Source organism: Mesorhizobium sp. M0983 (assembly GCF_040318975.1).
Lineage (GTDB): Bacteria > Pseudomonadota > Alphaproteobacteria > Rhizobiales > Rhizobiaceae > Mesorhizobium.
The window spans coordinates 61,073-82,296 of record NZ_JAMYNH010000014.1; the positions used below are offsets into that span (position 1 = coordinate 61,073).

At 64.1% G+C, this 21,224-nt stretch carries 16 protein-coding genes; 4 read left to right on the forward strand and 12 right to left on the reverse strand.

Translation table 11 applies throughout. The features are described 5' to 3' along the window. Window positions 1-81: 81 nt before the first annotated feature. The 4 genes from NKH71_RS23145 to cysG all read right to left on the reverse strand — a co-directional run bounded on the left by NKH71_RS23145 (window position 82) and on the right by cysG (window position 4,318). A complete protein-coding gene (locus NKH71_RS23145) occupies window positions 82-846 on the reverse strand; it encodes a phosphoadenylyl-sulfate reductase (RefSeq protein ID WP_023718940.1) in 765 nt (254 codons plus the stop codon). Next, window positions 821-2,491 carry a nitrite/sulfite reductase gene (locus NKH71_RS23150; RefSeq protein ID WP_023718939.1) on the reverse strand — a complete coding sequence of 557 codons (1,671 nt, stop codon included), beginning with the start codon at window positions 2,489-2,491 and terminating at the stop codon, window positions 821-823. Before NKH71_RS23150 ends, NKH71_RS23145 begins: the two co-directional genes overlap by 26 nt. 73 nt (window positions 2,492-2,564) lie before the next feature. Next, window positions 2,565-2,870, reverse strand: coding sequence for a DUF2849 domain-containing protein (locus NKH71_RS23155; RefSeq protein ID WP_023718938.1), 306 nt, complete (start codon window positions 2,868-2,870; stop codon window positions 2,565-2,567). Continuing rightward, a complete protein-coding gene (cysG, locus tag NKH71_RS23160; protein WP_352592662.1) occupies window positions 2,867-4,318 on the reverse strand; it encodes a siroheme synthase CysG in 1,452 nt (483 codons plus the stop codon). The genes NKH71_RS23155 and cysG overlap by 4 nt, the downstream gene beginning before the upstream one ends. Window positions 4,319-4,759: 441 nt before the next feature. Here cysG and NKH71_RS23165 point away from each other — a divergent pair, with 441 nt between their 5' ends. After that, window positions 4,760-5,209: a baeRF12 domain-containing protein gene (locus NKH71_RS23165; protein ID WP_023718936.1), complete on the forward strand. Its 450-nt coding sequence runs from the start codon at window positions 4,760-4,762 to the stop codon at window positions 5,207-5,209. 420 nt (window positions 5,210-5,629) lie between these two features. Here the strand turns inward: NKH71_RS23165 and NKH71_RS23170 are convergent, their stop codons facing one another. Beyond that, on the reverse strand, window positions 5,630-6,127 hold the full coding sequence (locus NKH71_RS23170) for a GNAT family N-acetyltransferase (RefSeq protein WP_023718935.1): 498 nt from the start codon (window positions 6,125-6,127) through the stop codon (window positions 5,630-5,632). A 451-nt stretch (window positions 6,128-6,578) separates the two neighbouring features. Between NKH71_RS23170 and NKH71_RS23175 the strand changes: the two genes are divergently transcribed. Beyond that, window positions 6,579-8,351 (forward strand): cation:proton antiporter domain-containing protein, encoded by a 1,773-nt coding sequence (locus NKH71_RS23175; RefSeq protein ID WP_352789318.1) that lies wholly within the window; start codon window positions 6,579-6,581, stop codon window positions 8,349-8,351. A 114-nt stretch (window positions 8,352-8,465) separates the two neighbouring features. Here the strand turns inward: NKH71_RS23175 and NKH71_RS23180 are convergent, their stop codons facing one another. From NKH71_RS23180 to NKH71_RS23205, 6 genes are all read right to left on the reverse strand, one after another. After that, window positions 8,466-9,218, reverse strand: a complete 753-nt coding sequence (locus tag NKH71_RS23180) for an SDR family NAD(P)-dependent oxidoreductase (protein ID WP_023718933.1) — start codon at window positions 9,216-9,218, stop codon at window positions 8,466-8,468. Window positions 9,219-9,315: 97 nt separating this feature from the next. Beyond that, window positions 9,316-9,654 carry a hypothetical protein gene (locus NKH71_RS23185; RefSeq protein WP_352483599.1) on the reverse strand — a complete coding sequence of 113 codons (339 nt, stop codon included), beginning with the start codon at window positions 9,652-9,654 and terminating at the stop codon, window positions 9,316-9,318. A 3-nt stretch (window positions 9,655-9,657) separates the two neighbouring features. Then, window positions 9,658-11,910 (reverse strand): transglycosylase domain-containing protein, encoded by a 2,253-nt coding sequence (locus tag NKH71_RS23190; protein ID WP_352483600.1) that lies wholly within the window; start codon window positions 11,908-11,910, stop codon window positions 9,658-9,660. Window positions 11,911-12,200: 290 nt separating this feature from the next. After that, window positions 12,201-12,452 carry a hypothetical protein gene (locus NKH71_RS23195; RefSeq protein WP_352483601.1) on the reverse strand — a complete coding sequence of 84 codons (252 nt, stop codon included), beginning with the start codon at window positions 12,450-12,452 and terminating at the stop codon, window positions 12,201-12,203. Window positions 12,453-12,656: 204 nt separating this feature from the next. Then, window positions 12,657-13,277, reverse strand: a complete 621-nt coding sequence (locus NKH71_RS23200) for a ribonuclease D (RefSeq protein WP_031193995.1) — start codon at window positions 13,275-13,277, stop codon at window positions 12,657-12,659. Between the two features lie 103 nt (window positions 13,278-13,380). After that, entirely contained in the window at window positions 13,381-14,766 is a 1,386-nt protein-coding gene (locus NKH71_RS23205; protein WP_352483602.1) for a M20/M25/M40 family metallo-hydrolase, read from the reverse strand. A gap of 445 nt (window positions 14,767-15,211) precedes the next feature. Between NKH71_RS23205 and polA the strand changes: the two genes are divergently transcribed. Then, window positions 15,212-18,160 carry a DNA polymerase I gene (gene polA, locus NKH71_RS23210; RefSeq protein WP_352895349.1) on the forward strand — a complete coding sequence of 983 codons (2,949 nt, stop codon included), beginning with the start codon at window positions 15,212-15,214 and terminating at the stop codon, window positions 18,158-18,160. A 223-nt stretch (window positions 18,161-18,383) separates the two neighbouring features. On the opposite strand, the gene NKH71_RS23215 is transcribed toward polA, so the two are convergent. Continuing rightward, entirely contained in the window at window positions 18,384-18,788 is a 405-nt protein-coding gene (locus tag NKH71_RS23215; RefSeq protein WP_023721937.1) for a Fur family transcriptional regulator, read from the reverse strand. Between the two features lie 211 nt (window positions 18,789-18,999). On the opposite strand from NKH71_RS23215, the gene NKH71_RS23220 reads away from it, so the two are divergent. After that, complete coding sequence (locus NKH71_RS23220; protein ID WP_352789315.1) at window positions 19,000-21,201, forward strand: caspase family protein; 2,202 nt, start codon at window positions 19,000-19,002, stop codon at window positions 21,199-21,201. Window positions 21,202-21,224 lie beyond the last annotated feature (23 nt).

The following is a 21,224-nucleotide window of genomic DNA, read 5'->3' on the forward strand; positions in this document are numbered from 1 at the left end:
AGCGTACTTTTAGGTACGTGAGCGCCGGAAGCGCAGGAAGCCGCCGTTTGCAGGCCGGCATCACCTGAATATCAATATATCCTAAAGTGAGGCATCGGTCAGCGACTTCTCCAGCCCCGACAAATGGATGCCGCATTCGGTCTTGGCGTGCCCGGCCCAGCGGCCACTGCGCGCGTCGTCGCCCGGCTGCACCGGCTGCGTGCAAGGGAAACAGCCGATCGACAGATAGCCATAGGCGACGAGCGGGTTTTCACGCAGCGCATGTGCGCGCATGTAGCTGGCCTGGTCTGATGTCGTCCAGTGCGCCAGCGGATTGATGCGGATGCGCGAGCCGACCGCCTCGAACACCGGAAGCGCTGCCCGGGTCGCGGCCTGGAAGCGCTTGCGTCCGGTGAACCAGGCGCGGAACGGCTCGACGCCGCGCGCCAGCGGCTCGACCTTGCGCACGTCGCAGCAGGCGTCGGTATCGGTCTCGTTCAGATTGCCGGTCGGGTCGATCCTTGCCAGCGCCGCATCGTCGGGCCTGATCACCCGGATATCGGTCAACCCGAAATCGGCGACCAGCGCGTCACGATAGCCGAGCGTTTCCTCGAAATGCTTGCCGGTGTCGAGAAAGATCACCGGCAGCGTGCGGTCGATCTCCGCGATCATGTGCAGCAGCACCGCCGAATCCGCGCCGAAGGACGAGACGGCGGCGATTTCGCCGTGAAAGAATTCCCGGGCCGACCGCTCGATAATCTCCAGCGGCTTTAGATGGCCATAGAGCGCGTCGAGACCCGCCGCTTCGGCGGCGATGCCGGCCTCGACGTCGATGATCCGGTCAAGCGGCCTTGGTTTCGCCAGCATAGAGCGCCTCCTTGAACGGCGCGGGACCGACACGGCGGTAGGCGTCGATAAATCTTTCGTTTCTGTCCAGCCGAAGCCCGAGATAGGTCTCGACGATCTGCTCGATGGCATCGGTGATCTCTTCCGAACTGAAGCCGCGGCCGATGATCTCGCCGACCGAGGTGTTCTCGTCGGCCGAGCCGCCGAGCGTCACCTGGTAGAGCTCGGCGCCTTTCTTCTCGACGCCGAGGATGCCGATATGGCCGACATGGTGATGGCCGCAGGCATTGATGCACCCGGAAATCTTCAGCTTCAATTCGCCGATCTCGCGCTGGCGCTCCAGCGAGGCGAAGCGCCGCGAGATTTCCTGTGCCACGGGAATCGAACGCGCTGTCGCCAGCGCGCAATAATCGAGGCCGGGGCAGGAGATGATGTCGCTGATCAGGTTGGAATTGGCCGTCGCCAGCCCGATATCGACAAGCGCGTCATAGACCGCCTTGAGGTCGGCACGCGCGACATGCGGCAGGATCAGGTTCTGCTCGTGACTGACGCGCAGCTCGTCGAAGGAATATTTTTCGGCAATGTCTGCGACCGCTTCCATCTGGCTGTCGGAGGCGTCGCCGGGCGTCTCGCCAATGCCCTTGAGCGAGATGGTCACCGCCGCGTAGTCGGGATGGCGATGGGTGACCACATTCTGGTCCAGCCATTCGGAAAAGCTCTTCGAGTCGAGTCGGGCAAGCTTGACCGCCTCGTCGCCTTCCGGCCGATCGACAAGCGCCGGCGGCGCGAAATAGGCGTCGATGGCGCGGATGTCTTCTTCCGGCAGCCTCAGCTCGGCGTCCTTCAACTCCTGCCATTCGGCCTCGACCTGGCGGGTGATCTCCTCGACGCCGGTCTCGTGGACCAGGATCTTGATGCGCGCCTTGAACTTGTTGTCGCGACGGCCGTAGAGGTTGTAAACGCGCAGGATCGCCGTGCAGTAGGACAACAGATCCGCTTCGGGCAGGAAGTCGCGGATCTTCTTGGCCACCATCGGCGTGCGGCCCTGGCCGCCGCCGACATAGACGGCGAAACCAAGCTCGCCGGCGGCGTTCTTCTTCAGATGCAGGCCGATGTCATGCGTCTGGATGGCGGCGCGGTCGCGCTCGGCGCCGGTCACCGCGATCTTGAATTTTCGCGGCAGGAACGAAAACTCCGGATGCACCGACGACCATTGCCGCAGGATTTCGGCATAGGGGCGCGGATCGGCAACCTCGTCGGCGGCGGCGCCGGCGAAGTGGTCGGCGGTGACGTTGCGAATGCAGTTGCCACTGGTCTGGATGGCATGCATCTCGACGCTTGCCAGGTCCGCCAGGATCGCCGGGATGTCCGACAACGCCGGCCAGTTGAACTGGATGTTCTGGCGGGTCGTGAAATGCCCATAACCCTTGTCGTATTTGCGTGCGATGTGGCCGAGCATACGCAGTTGCTTGCTGTTCAGCGTGCCGTAGGGCACGGCGATGCGCAGCATATAGGCATGCAGCTGTAGATAGACGCCGTTCATCAGCCGAAGCGGCCGGAACTGGTCCTCGGTGATCTCGCCGGCAAGCCGCCGTGCGACCTGGTCGCTGAACTCGGCGACGCGGGCCTTGACGAAATCGTGGTCGAACTCATCGTAACGGTACATTTTCAGGTCTTTCCGGGCGCGTCCGCCCGTTATTTTCTTCGTTCGAGCACGATCGGGATCATGCTTGTGTCATCTATGCCGCGCGTGCGGCCTGCGGACGGGCCTGCTTGCCCAGATCGTGGCGGGTGGTCGGGCCGGCGGCACGGATCTTTTCGCGCAGCCGGACCGCCTCGACAGTGCCGTTGACCACAGTCACGTCGATCAGATTGACGTCGACCACCTCATTGTCGGCGGAGGCCTTGGCGCCGATCGCCTCCAGCCGGTCCTCGGCCGCCTTGTCATGGGCGATGTCGGCATGGTCGATGATCTCGGCCCAGCCGCCATTGGCGTACCAGACGGCTATGCCGTCGGCGAGACGGTTCGCGGTCAGCACTTTCATTGGTTCACTCCTTCCGCGGCAGCACGGGCCACGCTGTCCTGCCTGTGTGCGGCCAGCGGCTCGGACCGTTCGAAATTGGCGCCGGCGACGGCGTCGCCGATGATCGTCATCACCGGGCCGCTGAGGTCGGCGCGCGCCTCCAGCGACGGCAGGTCGGCGAGCGTGCCGTGGAAACGGCGGCGGTTGGCAAGACTGGCATTCTCGACCACGGCGACGGCCGTGTCCGGCGACAGGCCGGCTTCGATCAGCCGGCCGGCGACCTCGGCGGCGACCGAGCGCCCCATATAGACGGCGACCGTCGCGCCCGAAATGGCGAGCTTTGCCCAATCGGGCAGCGAATTTCCCTTGAGGTCGTGGCCGGTGGTGAACACCATCGACGACGACACGCCGCGCAACGTCAGCGGCAGTTCGAAATCGGCGGCGGCGGCGAAGGCCGCGGTGACGCCCGGAACCACTTCGTAGGCGACGCCGGCATCGCGAAGTGCCGCCATCTCCTCGCCGGCCCGGCCGAACACCAGCGGGTCGCCGGACTTCAGCCGCACGACGCGCTTGCCGGCGTGGCCAAGCTCGACCAGCAGCGCATTGATCTCGGCCTGGCTCTTGGAATGGCAGCCCTTGCGCTTGCCGACCGGCAGGCGTTCGGCATCGCGGCGGCCCATGGCGACGATGGCCTCCGGCACCAGCGCGTCATGGACGATCACGTCGGCTTCCATCAGCAGGCGATGGGCGCGCAGCGTCAAAAGGTCCTCGGCGCCGGGACCGGCGCCTACAAGCGCGATATGGCCCGATGCCGGTTCGTTCGAAAGCAGCAGGCCGACGGCGGCATCATGCGCCTGCGAAAGCTCGCCGGCCTCCACGGCACGGGCCGGCGCGCCGCCAAAGAAATCGCTCCAGAAGCGGCGGCGGGCATTGCCCTTCGGCAGCAGCTTTTCGGCGGCGCCGCGAAACGACGCGGCAAGTGCCGCTAGCGGCCCGAGCGAGGGCGACAGCATGCGGTCGATGCGGCTGCGCAGCATCTGCGCAAGCACCGGGCCGGCACCTTCCGTGCCGATGGCAATGGCGACCGGCGCGCGGTTGACCAGTGCCGGCGTGAAGAAATCGCAGAGCTCCGGCCGGTCGACGGCATTGACCGGAATGCCCAGCCGGCGCGCATCCCCGGCAACGCGGCGGTCGAGCGCCTCATCGCCGCTGGCGGCAAACACCATCACCGCACCATTGAGATGTGCTGCATTATAGGCGTCGGCAATGTGGGTGGCGCCCGTCTCGGCGATGCAGGCCAGCAGATCGGCGCTTGCGGCATCGCTGACGATGCGCAGCACAGCGCTCGACTGAGCGAGCAGCCGCGCCTTGGCCAGCGCTTCCTCGCCGCCGCCGACGATGGCGACGGCTTCGCCCTCGACCCGCATGAAGACGGGAAAGGCATTGAGCTTAGGCTTGGCTTGCGGCATGACGAGCGGAATCCTGGAACCGTTTGCCAGTTCTACGCGGGGCCGCGAAAAACCAGAAGGCACCCACTCGCGCATCGCTTCGTAGCAGGCAATCTCTTTTCTGCAAGCATAACGGCCAAGAGAAAAATATTCCACATTCAGATGCGGAGCGGATTGAAGCTGCTGTTGCGGCCCTTGATCCGCTGCCTTTCTAGCGGCTTGCCGAGCCAGCCACAAAACAGATTTTTCCAATTTCTACCAATTTAGTAGATTAAAGCCGCCGCATGCCAGCCGAGCCATCAAAGACAGCCTGGCGCTCTCGCCGGCTCCTGTCGGAGATACCGGGTCCGAGTACCGGAACATTCACGCCTCGGCACGCGTTTGCTCTATAGGGCCAAGCCCGGTCATGCCCCTGCGGCAAAGGCCCGGCTATGGGCTTGAAAAATCAAAAAGGAGCGCCCCATGAGCAACGTCAGACTGAAACGCGGACTGTGGATCGTGGTGGCAGATGGCGAAAAGGCGCTGTTCCTCGAGAACCGTGGAGACGTCCAATATCCCGACCTTCAGGTCGTGCACGAGATGGAGCAGGAAAATCCGGCAACCCGAGAGCAAGGCACGGACCGCCCCGGCCGCTACAGCGACGGCCCTTCCGTCCACCGCAGTGCGGTCGAGGACACCGATTGGCACCGCCTCGGCAAGGAGCGTTTTGCCGACGAGATTGCCGACCGGCTCTACAAGCTCGCGCATCGCGGCACCTTCAAGGAGATCGTGCTGATCGCACCGCCGCCAGTGCTGGGCGACATGCGCCGGAAACTGCACAAGGAGGTCACCGACAAGATAACGGCCGAAATTCCAAAGACGCTGACCAACCACAGCATACCCGATATCGAGAGCCTGCTGCAGGCGACCTGATCGGGCATCGGCGGTGCGTACATTCCTTATTGATCGTGAGGCTGAAGCAGCCCAGGGCAATCGCATCAGGTTTGTGCTGCCCCTCACCCTTACCCATTCCGGGGCGAGCCGCTTGTCTCGCCCGTCCTTCGGCCCCCCGTGAAAGACGGGGAGAGGGGGTTGCCAGCGTTGCGTCCAAGCCCCTTCTCCCTGTCACTTACGGGGAGAAGGTGCCGGTAGGCGGATGAGGGGCAGCGTTCCGCCCTCCCACCCCGACGCAAGGGTGAGGAGAGAAACACAAGGCGGCACGTTCACCCTCCAAGCCTCGCTCCGGAAGATGTCGAAATGGGCCTCCTTCGCCACGTTCCAATCGGTTCAAAGCTGACCGGGGGCCGGATCACGGCGACAAAACGTACTGTCGGTCGGGATGCGCCAGCATCGTCATTGACCGTCGAGCATCACGGCCATGCAGATGGTGTCGACATAGCGACCATCAATGCAAACGCTACGCCTGAGGACACCTTCCGTAACGAAACCAGTTTTCTCATACAGCGTTATGGCCCGGCTATTATCGGCGTGCACCGAGAGTTCAACGCGAACGAAGTTTTCTTGCCGAGCCTTTTCTAAGGCGGCGGTGATAAGGCGACGGCCCAATCCTTGTCCACGATAATCGGGTATGATTCCTATCGCTAAACTTCCGCGATGAGCGTGAGATGGAAAGAAATGGCGGGTGATGTCGCACCATCCCACAACGCGGTCTCCTTCCGTCGCCACGATATGCGGGTTTCGCTGCTTAATCATATTCAAAACGAAATCGCGTGTCTCAGGAAGCGGGAACGCTTCAAGCATGGTCAGGTATTTTCGCTCCCGCGCGACAACGTCGAGAGCCGCATGGAAACTCTCAATGTGCTCTGCGGCTGTATTGGCGATTTCAACCATACTTCCTCCAAGGTTCTCCGCTTTCCCAAAGTCTTTGTCGAAGATTGTCTCATCCGCAAGCGCCCGGCTTCAAAAACGCCTGTGGCGCAGTAGGAGGCTGCCACGATCTGACAGGACACGGGTTGGCGAATCGTGCCTGATGCGTCGCACCCATCTTCCATCCCGAGGACCGCTTCGGTCTGCTAACGGATGAATCCCAGTTCTATCAATGCACAATTAGCAGCGTCTGCCTGCGCGAACGGGATAAGCCCTTTTCCGTATCAATCGCCTGCCTAGAGCAGGCCGCGCCGGGTGGCAACGCTTACCGGCTCTCTGCCTTTTGCTTCTTTGCCATCGATTTCATGGGGATTGCGGGTTGTCTCGCGACTGTCCGAGCCCCCATACTGCCGAGGCGGCGGCTTTCGGGCGGCGCACGTCCGACATGGCAATTCCTGAAGGCGCTCCATAGACAATGCCGCATGACACGCCCCTTATCGCCACCATCGTTGCCGGTCTGGGGCTGGCTTTCGTCTTCGGCGCACTTGCCAACCGTTTTCGCGTGCCGCCGCTGGTAGGCTATCTCATCGCCGGCGTTCTGGTTGGACCGAACACGCCGGGTTTCGTTGCCGATGCCGGCCTCGCCAATGAACTGGCCGAGATCGGCGTCATCCTGCTGATGTTCGGCGTCGGCCTGCATTTCTCGCTGAAGGACCTGTTGTCGGTCCGCGCCATCGCCGTGCCCGGCGCCATCGTGCAGATCGGCTTCGCGACAGCCCTTGGCGCCGGCCTCGCCTGGATGCTCGGCTGGTCGATGGGCGCCGGGCTGGTCTTCGGCCTGGCGCTTTCCGTGGCCTCGACCGTGGTGCTGTTGCGCGCGCTGCAGGAGCGGCGGCTGATCGAGACCGAGCGTGGCCGCATCGCTGTCGGCTGGCTGATCGTCGAGGATCTGGCGATGGTGCTGGCGCTGGTGCTTTTGCCGGCATTGGCCGGCGTGCTCGGCGGCCAGGAGCAGGTGGGGGTGCACTCCGGCGGTCTGCTGTCGCTGCCGGCGAGCTACGGCGTCTGGGGCGTCGTCGGCATCACACTGGCCAAGGTCGCGGCCTTTGTCGTGGTCATGCTGGTGGTCGGCCGCCGGCTTATCCCCTGGATCCTGCACTACGTCGCCCATACCGGATCGCGCGAACTGTTCCGGCTGGCGGTGCTTGCGATTGCGCTTGGCGTCGCCTTCGGCGCGGCCAAGCTGTTCGGCGTGTCGCTGGCTCTCGGCGCTTTCTTCGCCGGCATGATCATGAGCGAATCCGAGCTCAGCCATCGGGCGGCCGAGGAATCGCTGCCGCTGCGCGACGCCTTTTCCGTGCTGTTCTTCGTTTCGGTCGGCATGCTGTTCGACCCGTTCAGCCTGATCAGCAATGGCTGGCCGATCCTGGCGACGCTGGCCATCATCGTTATCGGCAAGTCGCTGGCAGCCTTCGTCATCGTCGTCGTTTTCCGCTATCCGGTCGCAACGGCATTGATGATTTCGGCAAGCCTTGCCCAGATCGGCGAATTCTCGTTCATCCTGGCCGAACTCGGCGTCGGGCTGAAACTGCTGCCCGAACAAGGCCGCGACCTCATCCTCGCCGGCGCCATCCTGTCGATCGTCCTCAATCCGCTGATGTTTCTTGCCGCCGACCGGATGAAACCCTGGCTGGAAGCACGCGCCGGCAGGACGGCGCCGTCCGGCGAAGCAAGGCCGATCGGCCCGGCGACCGAACCCGGCCAGGTGGCTTCGGTCGCGGCGCCCGCGAAGGAGGATGGCCCGCCGCCCAGGACGAGGCTGACCGGCCACACCATCCTGATCGGCTACGGCCGCGTCGGCAGCCTCGTCGGCGCGTCGCTGAAGCAGGCCGCCCTGCCCTTCCTCGTCATCGAGGATGCCGACAAGACGTTGGCGAAGCTCAAGGCCGAAGGCGTCGAAACCGTGGCCGGCAACGCGGCGAATGGCGACGTGTTCGCCGCATCCAATGCCGAGGGCGCGAAGCGGCTGATCCTGGCCATCCCCAACGCCTTCGAGGCCGGGCAGGTCGTGCTGCGCGCCCGCGCCGCCAATCAGACAATCGAGATCATCGCCCGCGCCCATTCCGATGCCGAGGTCGAGCACCTCAAGGGCCTTGGTGCCGACACCGTCATCATGGGTGAACGCGAGATCGCCCGCGGGATCGTCGAGGAGGTTTTGGCAGCACCGAAAGCGCCCACGGCAGCCTAAGCCTGCGCTGCCCCGCCAGCGTAGCGGTCAAGCCCCTTCTCCCCGTTCTTCACGGGGAGAAGGTCCCGGCAGGGGGATGAGGGGTAGCGTCAACGATTGATCAAAACCAACCGCTCAAACGTGCTGGCCGCCGTTGATGTGGATTTCTGAGCCGGTCACGTAGGACGCCTGCTGCGAGCACAGGAAGAAGATGATGTCGGCGACTTCCGCGGTGGTGCCGAGCCGCCTCAGCGGAATGGTCTCGACGATTTTTTCCGTGCCCGGCGACAGGATCGCGGTGTCGATCTCGCCCGGCGCAATGGCGTTGACGCGAATGCCGTGCGGACCGAAATCATGCGCCATCTCGCGCGTCAGCGAGCCGAGTGCCGCCTTCGAGGTCGCGTAGGCGGTGCCGGCGAAAGGATGCACGCGGGTGCCGGCGATCGAGGTGACGTTGACGATCGAACCCTTGGCTGACGCCAGCTCCTTGAACAGGCCCCGCGCCAGCATGATCGGCGCGAAGAAATTCACCTGGAAGACGTCGCGCCAGACATGCATCGGCGTGTCGATCGAGTTCATGCGGCTGTTGCCGTCCTTGAGCTTCGGCGAGATGCCGGCATTGTTGACCAGCGCGTGCAACTGCCCGCCATGGGCCTCGAGCCGGTGGCGGATCTCGGAGATGGCGATGCCGACATCTTCCTGGTCGGCGAGATCGACCTTGATGTGGTCTTCCGGGCCGGCCGGCCACGGGCAGTCCTCGGCAAAGGCCTGGCGCGAGCAGGTGATGACGCGCCAGCCTTCGCGTGAAAAGCGCTTGACCGTGGCATGGCCGATGCCACGGCTGGCGCCGGTCAGCACGATGGTTTTTCTGGTGTCGGGTTCAGCCATGTCGCGGTCTCCGGCGCGTGATCTAACCGAATATGGTTACAATGACGAGAGGCCGCCAGAAGATCACAGGGCCGGTTGCGTGGCTGCTGGCAACCGTTCAATAGCAGGTCGGACACTGCACATACAGGCCGAGATTGAGAACAAAGACCAGAGCCGCCAACGTCCAGATAACCCCTAAGAACGCGCCACGCGAGCGCCCGGCCAGACGCGCAACGCCCCAGGCCACCCCATAAGGCAACAAAAGACCCATGATGACGGAGCCGTATACCGCTCCGATTCTTTCCTGATCGAGGTATGCCGGATTGGGGAAATAGAGATACGGCAGATGCCGAATGACCACGACACAAACGGTCATCCCGAGCAGCAAGAGCCACTGCCACGTGCTTAGACGCTTGTATCCTTTGACGTCAGCCGGCTTGGCCGGTTCACCGGACATCGCCTAACCTCCGCCCAGAATGTCCAGGATCGAGGTCTGCCGCTTCTTGACCGGGCCGCCAACTTCGCCGGGCGGCACCGGATGCTTGATCGATCCGGTGGCACTGTCGACGCCCGGCATGGCAAGGCCGCCGGCATCGACCGTCTCAGCAGGGCGCACGGGACGCGAAGCGGGCTGCGTAGCTGCCGCAGGCGGCGCCGATTGGCCAACGGACGCGACCGGCGCCGGCGGTGCCGTGTCGGCCGGTATCTCGTCCGGGACGACGGTGTCGGGCGGCGTCGATTTCCAGGTTCCGGGCAGCGGCCGCACCGGCACGCCCTCATGCGCGGCGACCATGAACTCGTGCCAGGCCTGCGCGGGCAAGGCGCCGCCGGTGACCTTCTTCATCGCGCTGCCGTCATCATTGCCGAACCAGACGCCGGTGGTGAGGTTGGCGGTATAGCCGATGAACCAGGCGTCGCGCGAGTTCTGGCTGGTGCCGGTCTTGCCGGCCGCCGGCCAGGCGAACGCCGCCTTCCTGGCCGTGCCGATCTCGACCGTGCCGGTCATCATCGAGTTCATCATGCCGACGACATCGGGCTTGACGACGCGCGGCGCACCGCCGCCATTGTTTTCGTAGAGCACCTTGCCGTCGCTCGTCGTGACGCGGCGGATGAAATGGATGTCGGGCTTATAGCCGCCATTGGCGAAGGGAACATAGGCCGAGGTCAGTTCCAGCGGCGTCACTTCCGAGGTGCCCAGCGCGATCGAAGTGTTGGCCGTCAGCTCGGACTGGATGCCCATGCGGTGCGCCGCCTCGACCACCGCATTCGGTCCGACTTCCATGGTCAGCTGCGCGGCCACCGAGTTCAGCGATTTTGCCAGCGCCGTCGCCAGCGTCACCTTGCCGAAATATTTGCCGCCGTAATTGTCGGGCGTCCAGTTGCCGATCTTGATCGGCGCGTCATTGCGCACGCTGTCCGGCGTACGGCCGGATTCCAGCGCCGCCATATAGACGAACGGCTTGAACGCCGAGCCCGGCTGGCGGCGCGCTTCCGAGGCGCGGTCGAACTGGCTGGTCGAATAATCATAGCCGCCGACCATGGCGCGCACCGCGCCGGAATTGTCGATCGACACCAGCGCGCCCTGGCTGACATTGAGCTTCTTGCCGCTCTGGTCGATCAGCCGGCGGATCGATTGCTCGGCGAGCTTCTGCAGCGTCAGATCGACGGTCGTGTCGACGACGATGTCGCGGCGCACGTCACCGATCAGGTCGGGCAGTTCTTCCATGATCGTATCGGCGACATAGTTTTCCGAGCCGGTCCAGTAGGACGGCGCGCGCGTCGCCGGCGCGCTCATCGCCGTGGTCATCTCCTTGGCGCTTATCTTGCCCTCGTCGCGCATCGCGGCGAGCACCAGCTGCGAGCGCTGCTCGGCCGCCTTTGGGTCGCGTGCCGGCGACAGCCGCGACGGCGCCTTGAGCAGACCGGCGAGAAGTGCCGCCTCCGACAGCGTGACGTCGCGCGCGCTCTTGCCGAAATAGCGGCGCGAGGCCGCTTCGACGCCATAGGCGCCCGAGCCGAAATAGACCCGGTTGAGGTACATTTCGAGGATCTGGTCCTTCGTATGCTTGTGCTCGAGCCACAGCGCCAAAAGCACTTCCTGCACCTTGCGCTCCAGCGTGCGGTCCGGCGTCAGGAACAGGTTCTTGGCCAGCTGCTGGGTCAGCGTCGAGCCGCCCTGCGAAAAATGCCCGCCGAGCACATTGGTCATCATTGCCCGGGAAAGGCCGATCGGGTCGATGCCGAAATGCGAATAGAAGCGGCGGTCTTCGATGGCGATGACGGCCTCGGGAATATAGGGCGACATTTCGTGCAGGCCGACGGCCTCGCCGCCGCTCATGCCGCGATTGCCAAGCAGCTGGCCGTCGACCGAGACGATCTTGATGTTGGGGGCGCGGTCGGGAATGGCCCAGGTGGTGGCCGCCGGCATTTTCGCGCCGTAATAGACGACGATGCCGGCAGTGGCGATACCGCCCCAGATGGCCAGCACGAAGCACCAGTAGAACAGCCGGCCAAGCACGCCGAACGCGCCGCGCCGGCCTTTGCCGCGCCCGCCGCGTGACGGCTTGGCCTTGGTCGATTTGCGCTTTGCGGCGGCTTTGCGGTTGTTCGGCACGACGCGGTCCTCCTCGCTCACCGAAAAACCGGCCGAGGATCTCGCCCCCGGCGATGTCTCGAAGCTGGGTTCGATGCGACTGTCTTTCCGGTTCGCCATGCGCTGTGCTGTCTTCCCCATGCCTATGGCGTTCGGGTTGAAGACTAGATGCGGCGATTTAAGGGCGGGTTAAGTCGGGAAAAATCGAGTAAACTGTATTCAATCACTTGCGAAGCACGCCCGGCTCGCGACAGTGCCAAAGCCGAAACGAAAAAACCCGCCTCGGCGGGCGGGTCGTTGGCGCCAATAAGCACCATAGCGGGATTAATAGCATAGCTGCCGGCACAAAGCAAGAACAAAATACGCTTCGCCTCAGAATAATCACTTCAGTTCGACGGTTGCGACCACCCTCAGTCGTCCGCGTCCGGGTCGTCGGAGGCGGGCCGCCAGCTGATCGGTTCGATCTTCTTTTGCGTATGGCCGTCCGTATAGGCCCACCAGCCGGCGTCGCTTTCGTCCCAGTCGCCGCCGGCCGCCTTCAGCCGGTCGAGCGAACGGTATTGCGCGATGCTTTCGTTCATCACGCCGTCCCTATCCTGCCAGTAGACGGTGACCTTGGAACCGTCCTTGGGTGCCGTTTCGATCGGTTTTCGCGCAGCCATTTCCATTCCTCCCGGTGAAGCGAACGGAGCGCCGGGACAAGCGCCCTCGGTTCCTGGCCGATGGCCTTTATGAGAATTCGCTCCGGCGAGACATATGGCGTGGTTTTCGAGAACCGGAGCGCAGCGGACATTTGGGTCCGTGAGCACCGGAAGCGGAGAAAACTGCGCCAGATGGCCGCCGGAGTAGAATTATCATGAAGGCCATTAGCTGTGGGCGAAGATATCCTCCTCATCCCAGCCCATCAGGTCGAGTTTCGCACGCGTCGGCAGGAAGCGGAAGCAGGCATCGGCCTCCCTGGTCCGGTTGTCGCGCGCCAGCCGCGCGCTCAGCACGTCGCGCAGCCGGTGCAGGTAGAGCACGTCGGAGGCGGCATATTCGAGCTGCTCGGGCGACAGCGTCTCGGCCGCCCAGTCCGAGGATTGCTGCGCCTTCGACAGGCCGACCCCGAGAAGCTCGAAGCAGATGTCCTTCAGCCCGTGCCGGTCGGTGTAGGTGCGCGTCAGCCGCGACGCGATCTTGGTGCAGAACACCGGCTCCGGCATGACGCCAAAGGCGTTGTAGAGTACGGCGAGATCGAAGCGGCCGTAGTGGAAGAGCTTGGTGATGCTGCGATTCTTCAGCAGGCTGACGAGGTTCGGCGCCTTCCTCTGGCCGGGCGCGATCTGGATGACGTCGGCCGAGCCGTCGCCCGGTGAGATCTGCACGACGCAGAGCCGGTCGCGATGCGGGTTCAGCCCGAGCGTCTCGGTGTCGATAGCGACCGCCCCGACATCGTAATGCAGCAGGCCGGGCAAATCGTTTTTGTGGAAACGTATGTCGCTCATCGTCTTCTCCGGTCGCGGCCCCGTGCAGCGATACGCGACGGGCCGTGCCCGTCCTTGCCGTGATCCGGTGAAAAATCAACACAAAGTTGATTGTGACGCAATTTCAGCGTGTCAGCGCCTCGAGAATGCGCGCCCAGGAGCGCTGGCCCTTGTGGAAAGAGCTCATCTCGTACTTCTCGTTCGGCGAGTGGATGCGGTCGTCGTCAAGACCGAAACCGACCAGCAGCGATTCCATGCCGAGATAGGTCTGGAAATCGCCGACCACCGGGATCGAGCCGCCGCTGCCGGTCACCACCGCCGGCTTCGGCCACTCGTCGGACAGCGCCTGCTTGGCCTTGGCGAGAAAGGGCGAGTCGTAGGAAAGCTGGATCGCCGGCGAGGCGCCGTGCGGATGGAATTCAACCGAGCAGTCGGCCGGAACGCGCTGCCTGACGAATGCCTGGAAGGCGGCGCGGATTTTTGCCGGATCCTGTTTGTGGACGAGGCGGAAGGAGACTTTTGCCGAGGCTTGCGCGGCGATCACCGTCTTGAAGCCCTTGCCGGTATAGCCGCCGATGATGCCGTTGAACTCGGCCGTCGGGCGCGCCCAGGTCAGTTCGAGCACCGAGCGGCCCTTTTCGCCGGACGGAATCGACAGGCCGATCGGGCCGAGGAAGGTCTCGGCGGTCTCGCCCAGCGACAGCCACGACTGCAATATCTGCGAGGGCGTTTCCTCGACGCCGTCATAGAAACCCGGAATGGTGACGTGACCATCCTCATCGTGGATGTCGGCCAGGATTTTTGCCAGGATGCGGATCGGATTGGCGGCCGCACCGCCATACAGCCCGGAATGCAGGTCGCGGTCGGCGGCCGTCACCGTGATCTCCTCGCCGACCAGCCCGCGCAGCGAGACGCAGATCGACGGCGTATCGCGGTCCCACATGCCGGTGTCGCAGACCAGCGCGAAATCGGCCTTGAGCTCGTCCGCATTCGCCTCGAGAAACGGTTTCAGCGACGGCGATCCGGACTCCTCCTCGCCCTCGAACAGGATCGTGATTCGGCACGGCAATCCGCCATGCACCTGCTTCCACGCGCGGCAGGCCTCGACGAAGGTCATCAGCTGACCCTTGTCGTCGGCCGCGCCGCGGCCGGTGATCACCTTGTGGCCGGGCTCGATCTCCTTGACCGCCGGCGCGAACGGGTCGCTTTCCCACAACTCGATCGGATCGATCGGCTGCACGTCGTAATGGCCGTAAAACAACAGATGCGGCGCGCCGGCTGGCCCGTCGTGATGCGCCACCACCATCGGATGCCCTGGCGTGTCGCGCACGCTGGCGTCGAAGCCGATCAACTTGAGCTCGGCGACCAGCCATTCGGCGGCCTTGCGGCAGTAGGCCGCGTAGTCCGGATCGGTGGAGATCGACTTGATACTGAGCAGGCCGAACAGGCGTTCCAGGCTCTGGTCGAAGTTCTTGTCGAGGCGGTCGAGGACAGGGGAAACTGCGGACATAGGCGGGCCTTTCGATTCTGGCGGCGAATCTAGAGCCCATGCGGCCAAACGGAAAGCCCGCGAACGTTGGGCCACGGGCAGGATCGGGTCGAAAGGCAAAAAAATGCCGCCGTGGTGGAGGGGGAACCACGGCGGCCTTACTCGAAACGATGCGGCAGCCCGGAGAGGGGGGATAGGCTGCCGCAAGTGTCCGGGATAGGCGGGGGACGGGCCTTGCTCCGGACTTCGGCGAAAACTGCCGATGGCGTTTATCTGTGTCTGCGAACGTGGCGATTCAAGGGCACAAAAATTACACTTTTGTAACATAGGCGTGAGCGAACAAAGCTCCGGCCAAGCCGCCAGGCCGGCCAAGCTCACACGCCATTTGTCAGGGTGTTGCCGGAACCCTTGGCGCAAGCCGCCTTTGGCATGGACCGCGGCGCTGCGCCGCGCTATCCCTCGTGCCATGAAAAAAGGCGATCATCTCTTCCTTGTCGACGGCTCCGGCTACATCTTCCGTGCCTATCACGCGCTCCCGCCACTGTCCCGCAAGTCCGACGGGCTGCCGACCAGTGCCGTGCTCGGCTTCTGCAACATGGTCTGGAAGCTGACCCAGGACGCCCGCAACACCGATGTCGGCATCGTGCCGACGCATTTCGCCGTGATTTTCGATTATTCGTCGAAGACCTTCCGCAACGACCTCTACCCCGAATACAAGGCCAACCGCTCGGCGCCGCCGGAAGATTTGATCCCGCAATTCGGCCTGATCCGCCAGGCGACCAGGGCCTTCAACCTGCCATGCCTTGAGACGGAAGGCTACGAGGCCGATGACCTGATCGCCACCTATTGCCGGCTTGCCTGCGAAGCCGGCGCCGACACCACCATCATCTCTTCCGACAAGGATCTGATGCAACTGGTCGGCCCAACGGTTGCCATGTACGACCCGATGAAGGACCGCCAGATCGGCGTTCCCGAGGTGATCGAGAAATGGGGCGTGCCGCCGCAGAAGATGATCGACCTGCAGGCGCTGACCGGCGATTCGGTCGACAATGTGCCGGGCGTGCCCGGCATCGGGCCGAAGACGGCGGCGCAATTGCTCGAACAGTTCGGCGATCTCGATACGCTGCTCGCCCGCGCCGGCGAGATCAAGCAGGACAAGCGGCGCGAATCGATCATCGCCAACGCCGACAAGGCGCGCATTTCGCGTGATCTGGTGACGCTGAAGAACGACGTGCCGGTGACCGAAGGGCTTGACGATTTCGTGTTGCACGCGCCGGACGGTCCCAGGCTGATCGGCTTTCTCAAGACCATGGAATTCTCGACGCTGACCCGCCGCGTCGCCGAAGCGACCGGAACCGACGCGGGCGACGTTGCGGCCACTGCCGTCACGATAGAGCGTGCCGATACCGCGCATGGCCCCGATATGGGTTTTGGCATGCCCGCGGCCGCCGAGAGCGCACCCCCGTCGGACGAAGCGGCTTCCGAAGTCCCGGCCGAAGCCAAGCAAGGCGACACCCCATCGCTGCTTTCGGCGCTTCGCCTGGAGGTTGCGACCGCCCGCAAGATCGACACCGGCGCCTACGCCTGCATCCGCGACGCCGCGACGCTGAAGGCCTGGATCGCCGAGGCGATGGAGAGAGGCATCGTCGCCTTCGACGTTAAGGCCTCCTCGCCCGATCCGATGCGGGTCGAACTGATCGGCCTTGCCATGGCCGTCGCGCCTGGCCATGCCGCCTACGTGCCGCTTGCCCATAAAAACGGCAATGGCGACCTGCTCGGCGGCGGCGCGGTCGACAACCAGATCTCGATCCGCGACGCACTAGCGTTGCTCAAGCCGCTGCTCGAGGACAAATCTGTCCTCAAGATCGTGCACGACATGAAATACCGCCTCGTCGTCATGAGCCGTCATGGCATCGAGATCGGCCCCTATGACGACACCATGCTGATCTCCTACGTGCTCGAGGCCGGCACCCATGGTGGCCATGGCCTGGAGGCGCTGGCCGATAAATGGCTCGGCCACGCGACCATTCCGCTGAAGGAACTGGCCGGTTCGGGAAGAAACTTCGTCGGCCTCGATCAGGCCGACCTCGGCAAGGCGACGGCTTACGGCGCCGAGCACGCCGACGTCGCGCTCAGGCTCTGGCAGGTGCTGAAGCCACGCCTTGCCGCCAAGGGCCTGGTCTCGGTCTATGAACGGCTGGAACGGCCGCTGGTGCCAGTCCTGGCACGGATGGAACAACGCGGCATCTCCGTCGACCGGCAGATCCTGTCGCGGCTCTCCGGCGAACTGGCACAAGGTGCGGCGCGGCTCGAGGACGAGATCTACCAGCTGGTCGGCGAGCGCATCAACATCGGCTCGCCAAAACAGCTCGGCGACATCCTGTTCGGCAGGATGGGCCTGCCCGGCGGTTCGAAAACCAAGACCGGCCAATGGTCGACCTCGGCGCAGCTTCTCGAAGACCTCGCCGCCGAAGGCCACGAATTGCCGCGCAAGATCGTCGATTGGCGCCAGCTGACCAAGCTGAAATCGACCTATACCGATGCCCTGCCCGGCTTCATCCATCCCGACACCAAGCGCGTCCACACCTCCTACGCGCTTGCCGCGACGACGACCGGCCGGCTGTCGTCCTCGGATCCCAATCTGCAGAACATCCCGGTGCGCACCGTCGAGGGGCGAAAGATCAGGACGGCCTTCATCGCCGACAAGGGCAACAAGCTGGTTTCCGCCGACTACAGCCAGATCGAATTGCGCGTGCTCGCCCATGTCGCCGAAATCCCGCAGCTCAAGCAGGCCTTCGCCGACGGCGCCGACATCCACGCCATCACCGCCTCGGAAATGTTCAACGTGCCGGTCGAGGGCATGCCTTCGGAAGTGCGCCGCCGTGCCAAGGCGATCAATTTCGGCATCATCTACGGCATTTCGGCCTTTGGCCTCGCCAACCAGCTGTCGATCGCACGCGAAGAAGCCGGTGACTACATCAAGAAATATTTCGAGCGCTTCCCCGGCATCCGCGACTATATCGACGCCACCAAGGCCTATGCGCGCGAGCACGGCTTCGTCGAGACCATCTTCGGCCGCCGCATCCACTACCCGGAGATCAGATCGTCAAACCCCTCGATCCGGGCGTTCAACGAGCGCGCCTCGATCAACGCACGCCTGCAGGGCACCGCCGCCGACATCATCCGTCGCGCCATGATCCGCATGGACGAGGCGCTGGAGAAGGCGAAGCTTTCCGCCCGCATGCTGCTGCAGGTGCATGACGAACTGGTCTTCGAGACGGCCGAAGCCGAGGTCGAGGCGACGATTCCCGTCGTCTGCCACGTCATGGAGAACGCCGCCATGCCGGCGGTATCGATGTCGGTGCCGCTGCACGTCGACGCCCGCGCCGCCAACAACTGGGAAGAGGCGCATTAGGGCGGGGCCGATCAACTGCAATCTGTAGCGATTCGTCGCGCCCCCCTCTGTCCTGCCGGACATCTCCCCCACGAGGGGGGAGATTGGCAGCTTGGGCGCTGCGCACCATCGATTGGAAGTGGCAAACGCCGGGATGTTAGCCGATCTCCCCCCATGTGGGGGAGATGTCCGGCAGGACAGAGGGGGGCGCTGTCCCGCCAGCATCTCGCGGCTTAGTAAGCCCTCAAGCCGCCTCAGCCAAACACTTCGCACAGGTGCCGCGGAACTCGATCACCGCCTTCTTGGCGGCGAAGCCGGTCGAGCGCACCCATTCGTCGAGCCGGTGGCCGACATCGTGGTCGGAGAACTCGGTCACCTGGCCGCAGCTGTCGCAGATGGCAAACGCCGTCATCGAATGGCTGTGGTCGTGCGGCTCGGCACAGGCGACGAAGGAATTGAGGCTTTCGAGCCTGTGCACGAAGCCGGACTTCACCAGCGTGTCGAGCGCCCGATAGACCTGCAGCGGTGCACGAAAACCGCGCTCGCGCAATTGGTCGAGCAACGTATAGGCGCTGAGCGGCCCGCTGGCGGCCTCGAGTTTCTCGAGAACGCAAAGCTGGTTCTTCGTCAGTACATCCCTTGCCGCCATGATCCCGTTCCAAGCCGCTCCGTGCCGATCACTGCCAGTTCGCATGCAATTCGACCTCTTGCACTGAGATAGCGACGAACTGCTATTTTTGCTACTGTTTCTATTCGCAGCCGGTGGTCGGCTGGCCGGCGGCGCCATATTCAAAATACTGACAAAATCGTCAGCCAGGCTGGCTGTGCTTGGAAATTCGATCGGGCTTGGGGAAGCAACCATGATCAAAGTGACGCGGCGGACGCTGCTTGCCGGCACGTCTGCGCTGGCCGCTGCCGGCCTGGTGCCGTTTCGGGCATTCGCAGCGGCGCGCACCTACCATGCGCTGCTTGTTGCCTGCACCGATTACCCGAACCTGCCGAAGAAAAACTGGCTGATCGGACCGAAAAACGATGCCGGCCTGGTGCGCGATTACCTCCTGGGGAACACGCCCGCGCCGGTAAAATTCCTGGCCGAAAACGTCACGCTGCTCGCCAAGGATGTCGAAGGCGCCAACGGACCGCCGACACATGCGGCGATCAAGGCAGCACTCGCCGACCTTGCCGCCAAGGTCCAGCGTGATGATTTCGTCTATCTGCATTTGTCCGGTCACGGCGCGCAACAGCCCGCGGCGACCAAGGGCGACGAGACCGACGGCCTCGACGAAATTTTCTTGCCGTCCGACATCGACAAATGGGTCAACCGCGAACAGGGCGTGCCCAATGCGCTGGTCGACAACGAGATCGGCACCGCGCTCGACGCCATTCGCGACAAGGGCGCCTTTATCTGGGCCGTGTTCGACTGCTGCCATTCCGGCACGGCGACGCGCGCCGCCGAGGTCGACGACGAGCTGGAACGCAAGGTCGAGTTCGCCGATCTGGTCGGCGGCGACGATGCTGCCAGGGCGGCTGCGGTGAAAGCCTATGACGGGATTGCGTCGGCCGCGCCGCGCGGCTTTGACGAGGACGGGCAGCGCAAGCCGGCCTTCAAGCTGGCGCCGACCGGCGCCGAGCCGACCACCAAGGGTAGATTGGTCGCCTTCTACGCGGCGCAGACGGTGGAGACGACGCCTGAGATGCCGCTGCCCAGGGGCACGGCCGATGCGCCGCGTTTCGGGCTGTTCACCTTCACCATCCTGTCGAAACTGGCCGAGAACCCCAACATCACCTACCGCCAGCTCGGCCAGGCCGTGCTGCAGCAATATTCGGCGGACGGCCGCACCCGGCCAACGCCGCTGTTCGAGGGAGAACTCGACGCACGCGTCTTCGGCACCGACAAGACCGATGCGGTCATGCAATGGCCGATCGTCGTCAAGGACGACAAAGCCACGATCGGCGCCGGACTGCTGCATCGCCTCACCCCCGGCAGCAAGCTGGCAATCTTGCCGTCGGCGCTGTCGCCGCTGTCCGAGGCGCTTGGTTATCTCCAGGTGCGATCGGCAAAGAACCTGGAGAGCCGGGTCCAGCCGGTCGAGTTCGGCGGCAAGCCGGCGCTCAAGCTGGCTGACATCCCCGCCAATGCCTATGCCCGGCTCGCCGAGCTCGCCGTCGACTACAAGCTCGTGGTCGCGCGGCCGGCAGCGGCCAAAGGCCTCGAGAAAGAGGCTGCGCTGGCGAACTCGGTTCTCGACGATCTGGCGGCCAGGGAGAACTCAGGGTTCCACATCGCGCTGGTCGAGCCGGGCAAGAGCGCAGATCTGCGTCTCGCCGTGCTGCGCGAGAATGCCATTGCCGGCGCCGCAGAAGACGCCACCGACGCGCCGGCGCTGTGGTTCCTGCCAGCTTCGGGCGACATGACGCTCAAGGATGGCAGCAAGCCGCCGCTGATCGTCATTCATCCGGACGGCCGCGAAAAGCTGATCGACGCCGCGGCCAGGAACCTGACGAAAATCTTCCGCGCCATCGGCCTGTCGAGGCTGGCCGCCGCTTCGGATTATCGGCCGGAAGAGGTCGACGTCGAGTTCCGGATCAAGCGTCTGGACAGTGACGCGCTGCAGCCTATCGAGCCGTCGACGGTGCCGCGTGTTTCGCCCGACGATCAGGTGCATGTGCTGGTCAGGAACGGCTCGACCAACCTGGTTGACATCAACGTGCTCTATGTCGGCTCCGACTATTCCATCCAGCATTTTCTTGCCGAGCGCCTGACCGAGGGCGCCGTGCTCGAGGAAGGCCTGTTCAAATTCACCGACACCAGCTTCGGCATGGAGCAGATGATCGCCGTCTTGACCGAGGCGCCGCCGCAGAGCGAGAAGCAGGACCTGAGCTTCCTGGCGCAAGCGGGGGTTGTCTCGGTAACGCGCGGACTGGGACAGCCAAGTTTCTCCGATATGCTGGCCGATATCGGCATGGCGCCGGCGACGCGGTCGGCCATGCGGCTCACCGACGACAAGGCATCGAAGGGCGCCGTGATGATCTTCCCGATGGAGACGGTGCCGCGCGCCTGAGGCGGGATCAAGCGCCCGGCCAG

Excerpts from the sequence above, each read along its gene's own strand:
- NKH71_RS23145 (WP_023718940.1), bottom strand. The coding sequence starts at position 846 with ATGCTGGCGAAACCAAGGCCGCTTGACCGGATCATCGACGTCGAGGCC.
- NKH71_RS23150 (WP_023718939.1), bottom strand. The coding sequence starts at position 2,491 with ATGTACCGTTACGATGAGTTCGACCACGATTTCGTCAAGGCCCGCGTC.
- NKH71_RS23155 (WP_023718938.1), bottom strand. The coding sequence starts at position 2,870 with ATGAAAGTGCTGACCGCGAACCGTCTCGCCGACGGCATAGCCGTCTGG.
- cysG (WP_352592662.1), bottom strand. The coding sequence starts at position 4,318 with ATGCCGCAAGCCAAGCCTAAGCTCAATGCCTTTCCCGTCTTCATGCGG.
- NKH71_RS23165 (WP_023718936.1), top strand. The coding sequence starts at position 4,760 with ATGAGCAACGTCAGACTGAAACGCGGACTGTGGATCGTGGTGGCAGAT.
- NKH71_RS23170 (WP_023718935.1), bottom strand. The coding sequence starts at position 6,127 with ATGGTTGAAATCGCCAATACAGCCGCAGAGCACATTGAGAGTTTCCAT.
- NKH71_RS23175 (WP_352789318.1), top strand. The coding sequence starts at position 6,579 with ATGCCGCATGACACGCCCCTTATCGCCACCATCGTTGCCGGTCTGGGG.
- NKH71_RS23180 (WP_023718933.1), bottom strand. The coding sequence starts at position 9,218 with ATGGCTGAACCCGACACCAGAAAAACCATCGTGCTGACCGGCGCCAGC.
- NKH71_RS23185 (WP_352483599.1), bottom strand. The coding sequence starts at position 9,654 with ATGTCCGGTGAACCGGCCAAGCCGGCTGACGTCAAAGGATACAAGCGT.
- NKH71_RS23190 (WP_352483600.1), bottom strand. The coding sequence starts at position 11,910 with ATGGCGAACCGGAAAGACAGTCGCATCGAACCCAGCTTCGAGACATCG.
- NKH71_RS23195 (WP_352483601.1), bottom strand. The coding sequence starts at position 12,452 with ATGGCTGCGCGAAAACCGATCGAAACGGCACCCAAGGACGGTTCCAAG.
- NKH71_RS23200 (WP_031193995.1), bottom strand. The coding sequence starts at position 13,277 with ATGAGCGACATACGTTTCCACAAAAACGATTTGCCCGGCCTGCTGCAT.
- NKH71_RS23205 (WP_352483602.1), bottom strand. The coding sequence starts at position 14,766 with ATGTCCGCAGTTTCCCCTGTCCTCGACCGCCTCGACAAGAACTTCGAC.
- polA (WP_352895349.1), top strand. The coding sequence starts at position 15,212 with ATGAAAAAAGGCGATCATCTCTTCCTTGTCGACGGCTCCGGCTACATC.
- NKH71_RS23215 (WP_023721937.1), bottom strand. The coding sequence starts at position 18,788 with ATGGCGGCAAGGGATGTACTGACGAAGAACCAGCTTTGCGTTCTCGAG.
- NKH71_RS23220 (WP_352789315.1), top strand. The coding sequence starts at position 19,000 with ATGATCAAAGTGACGCGGCGGACGCTGCTTGCCGGCACGTCTGCGCTG.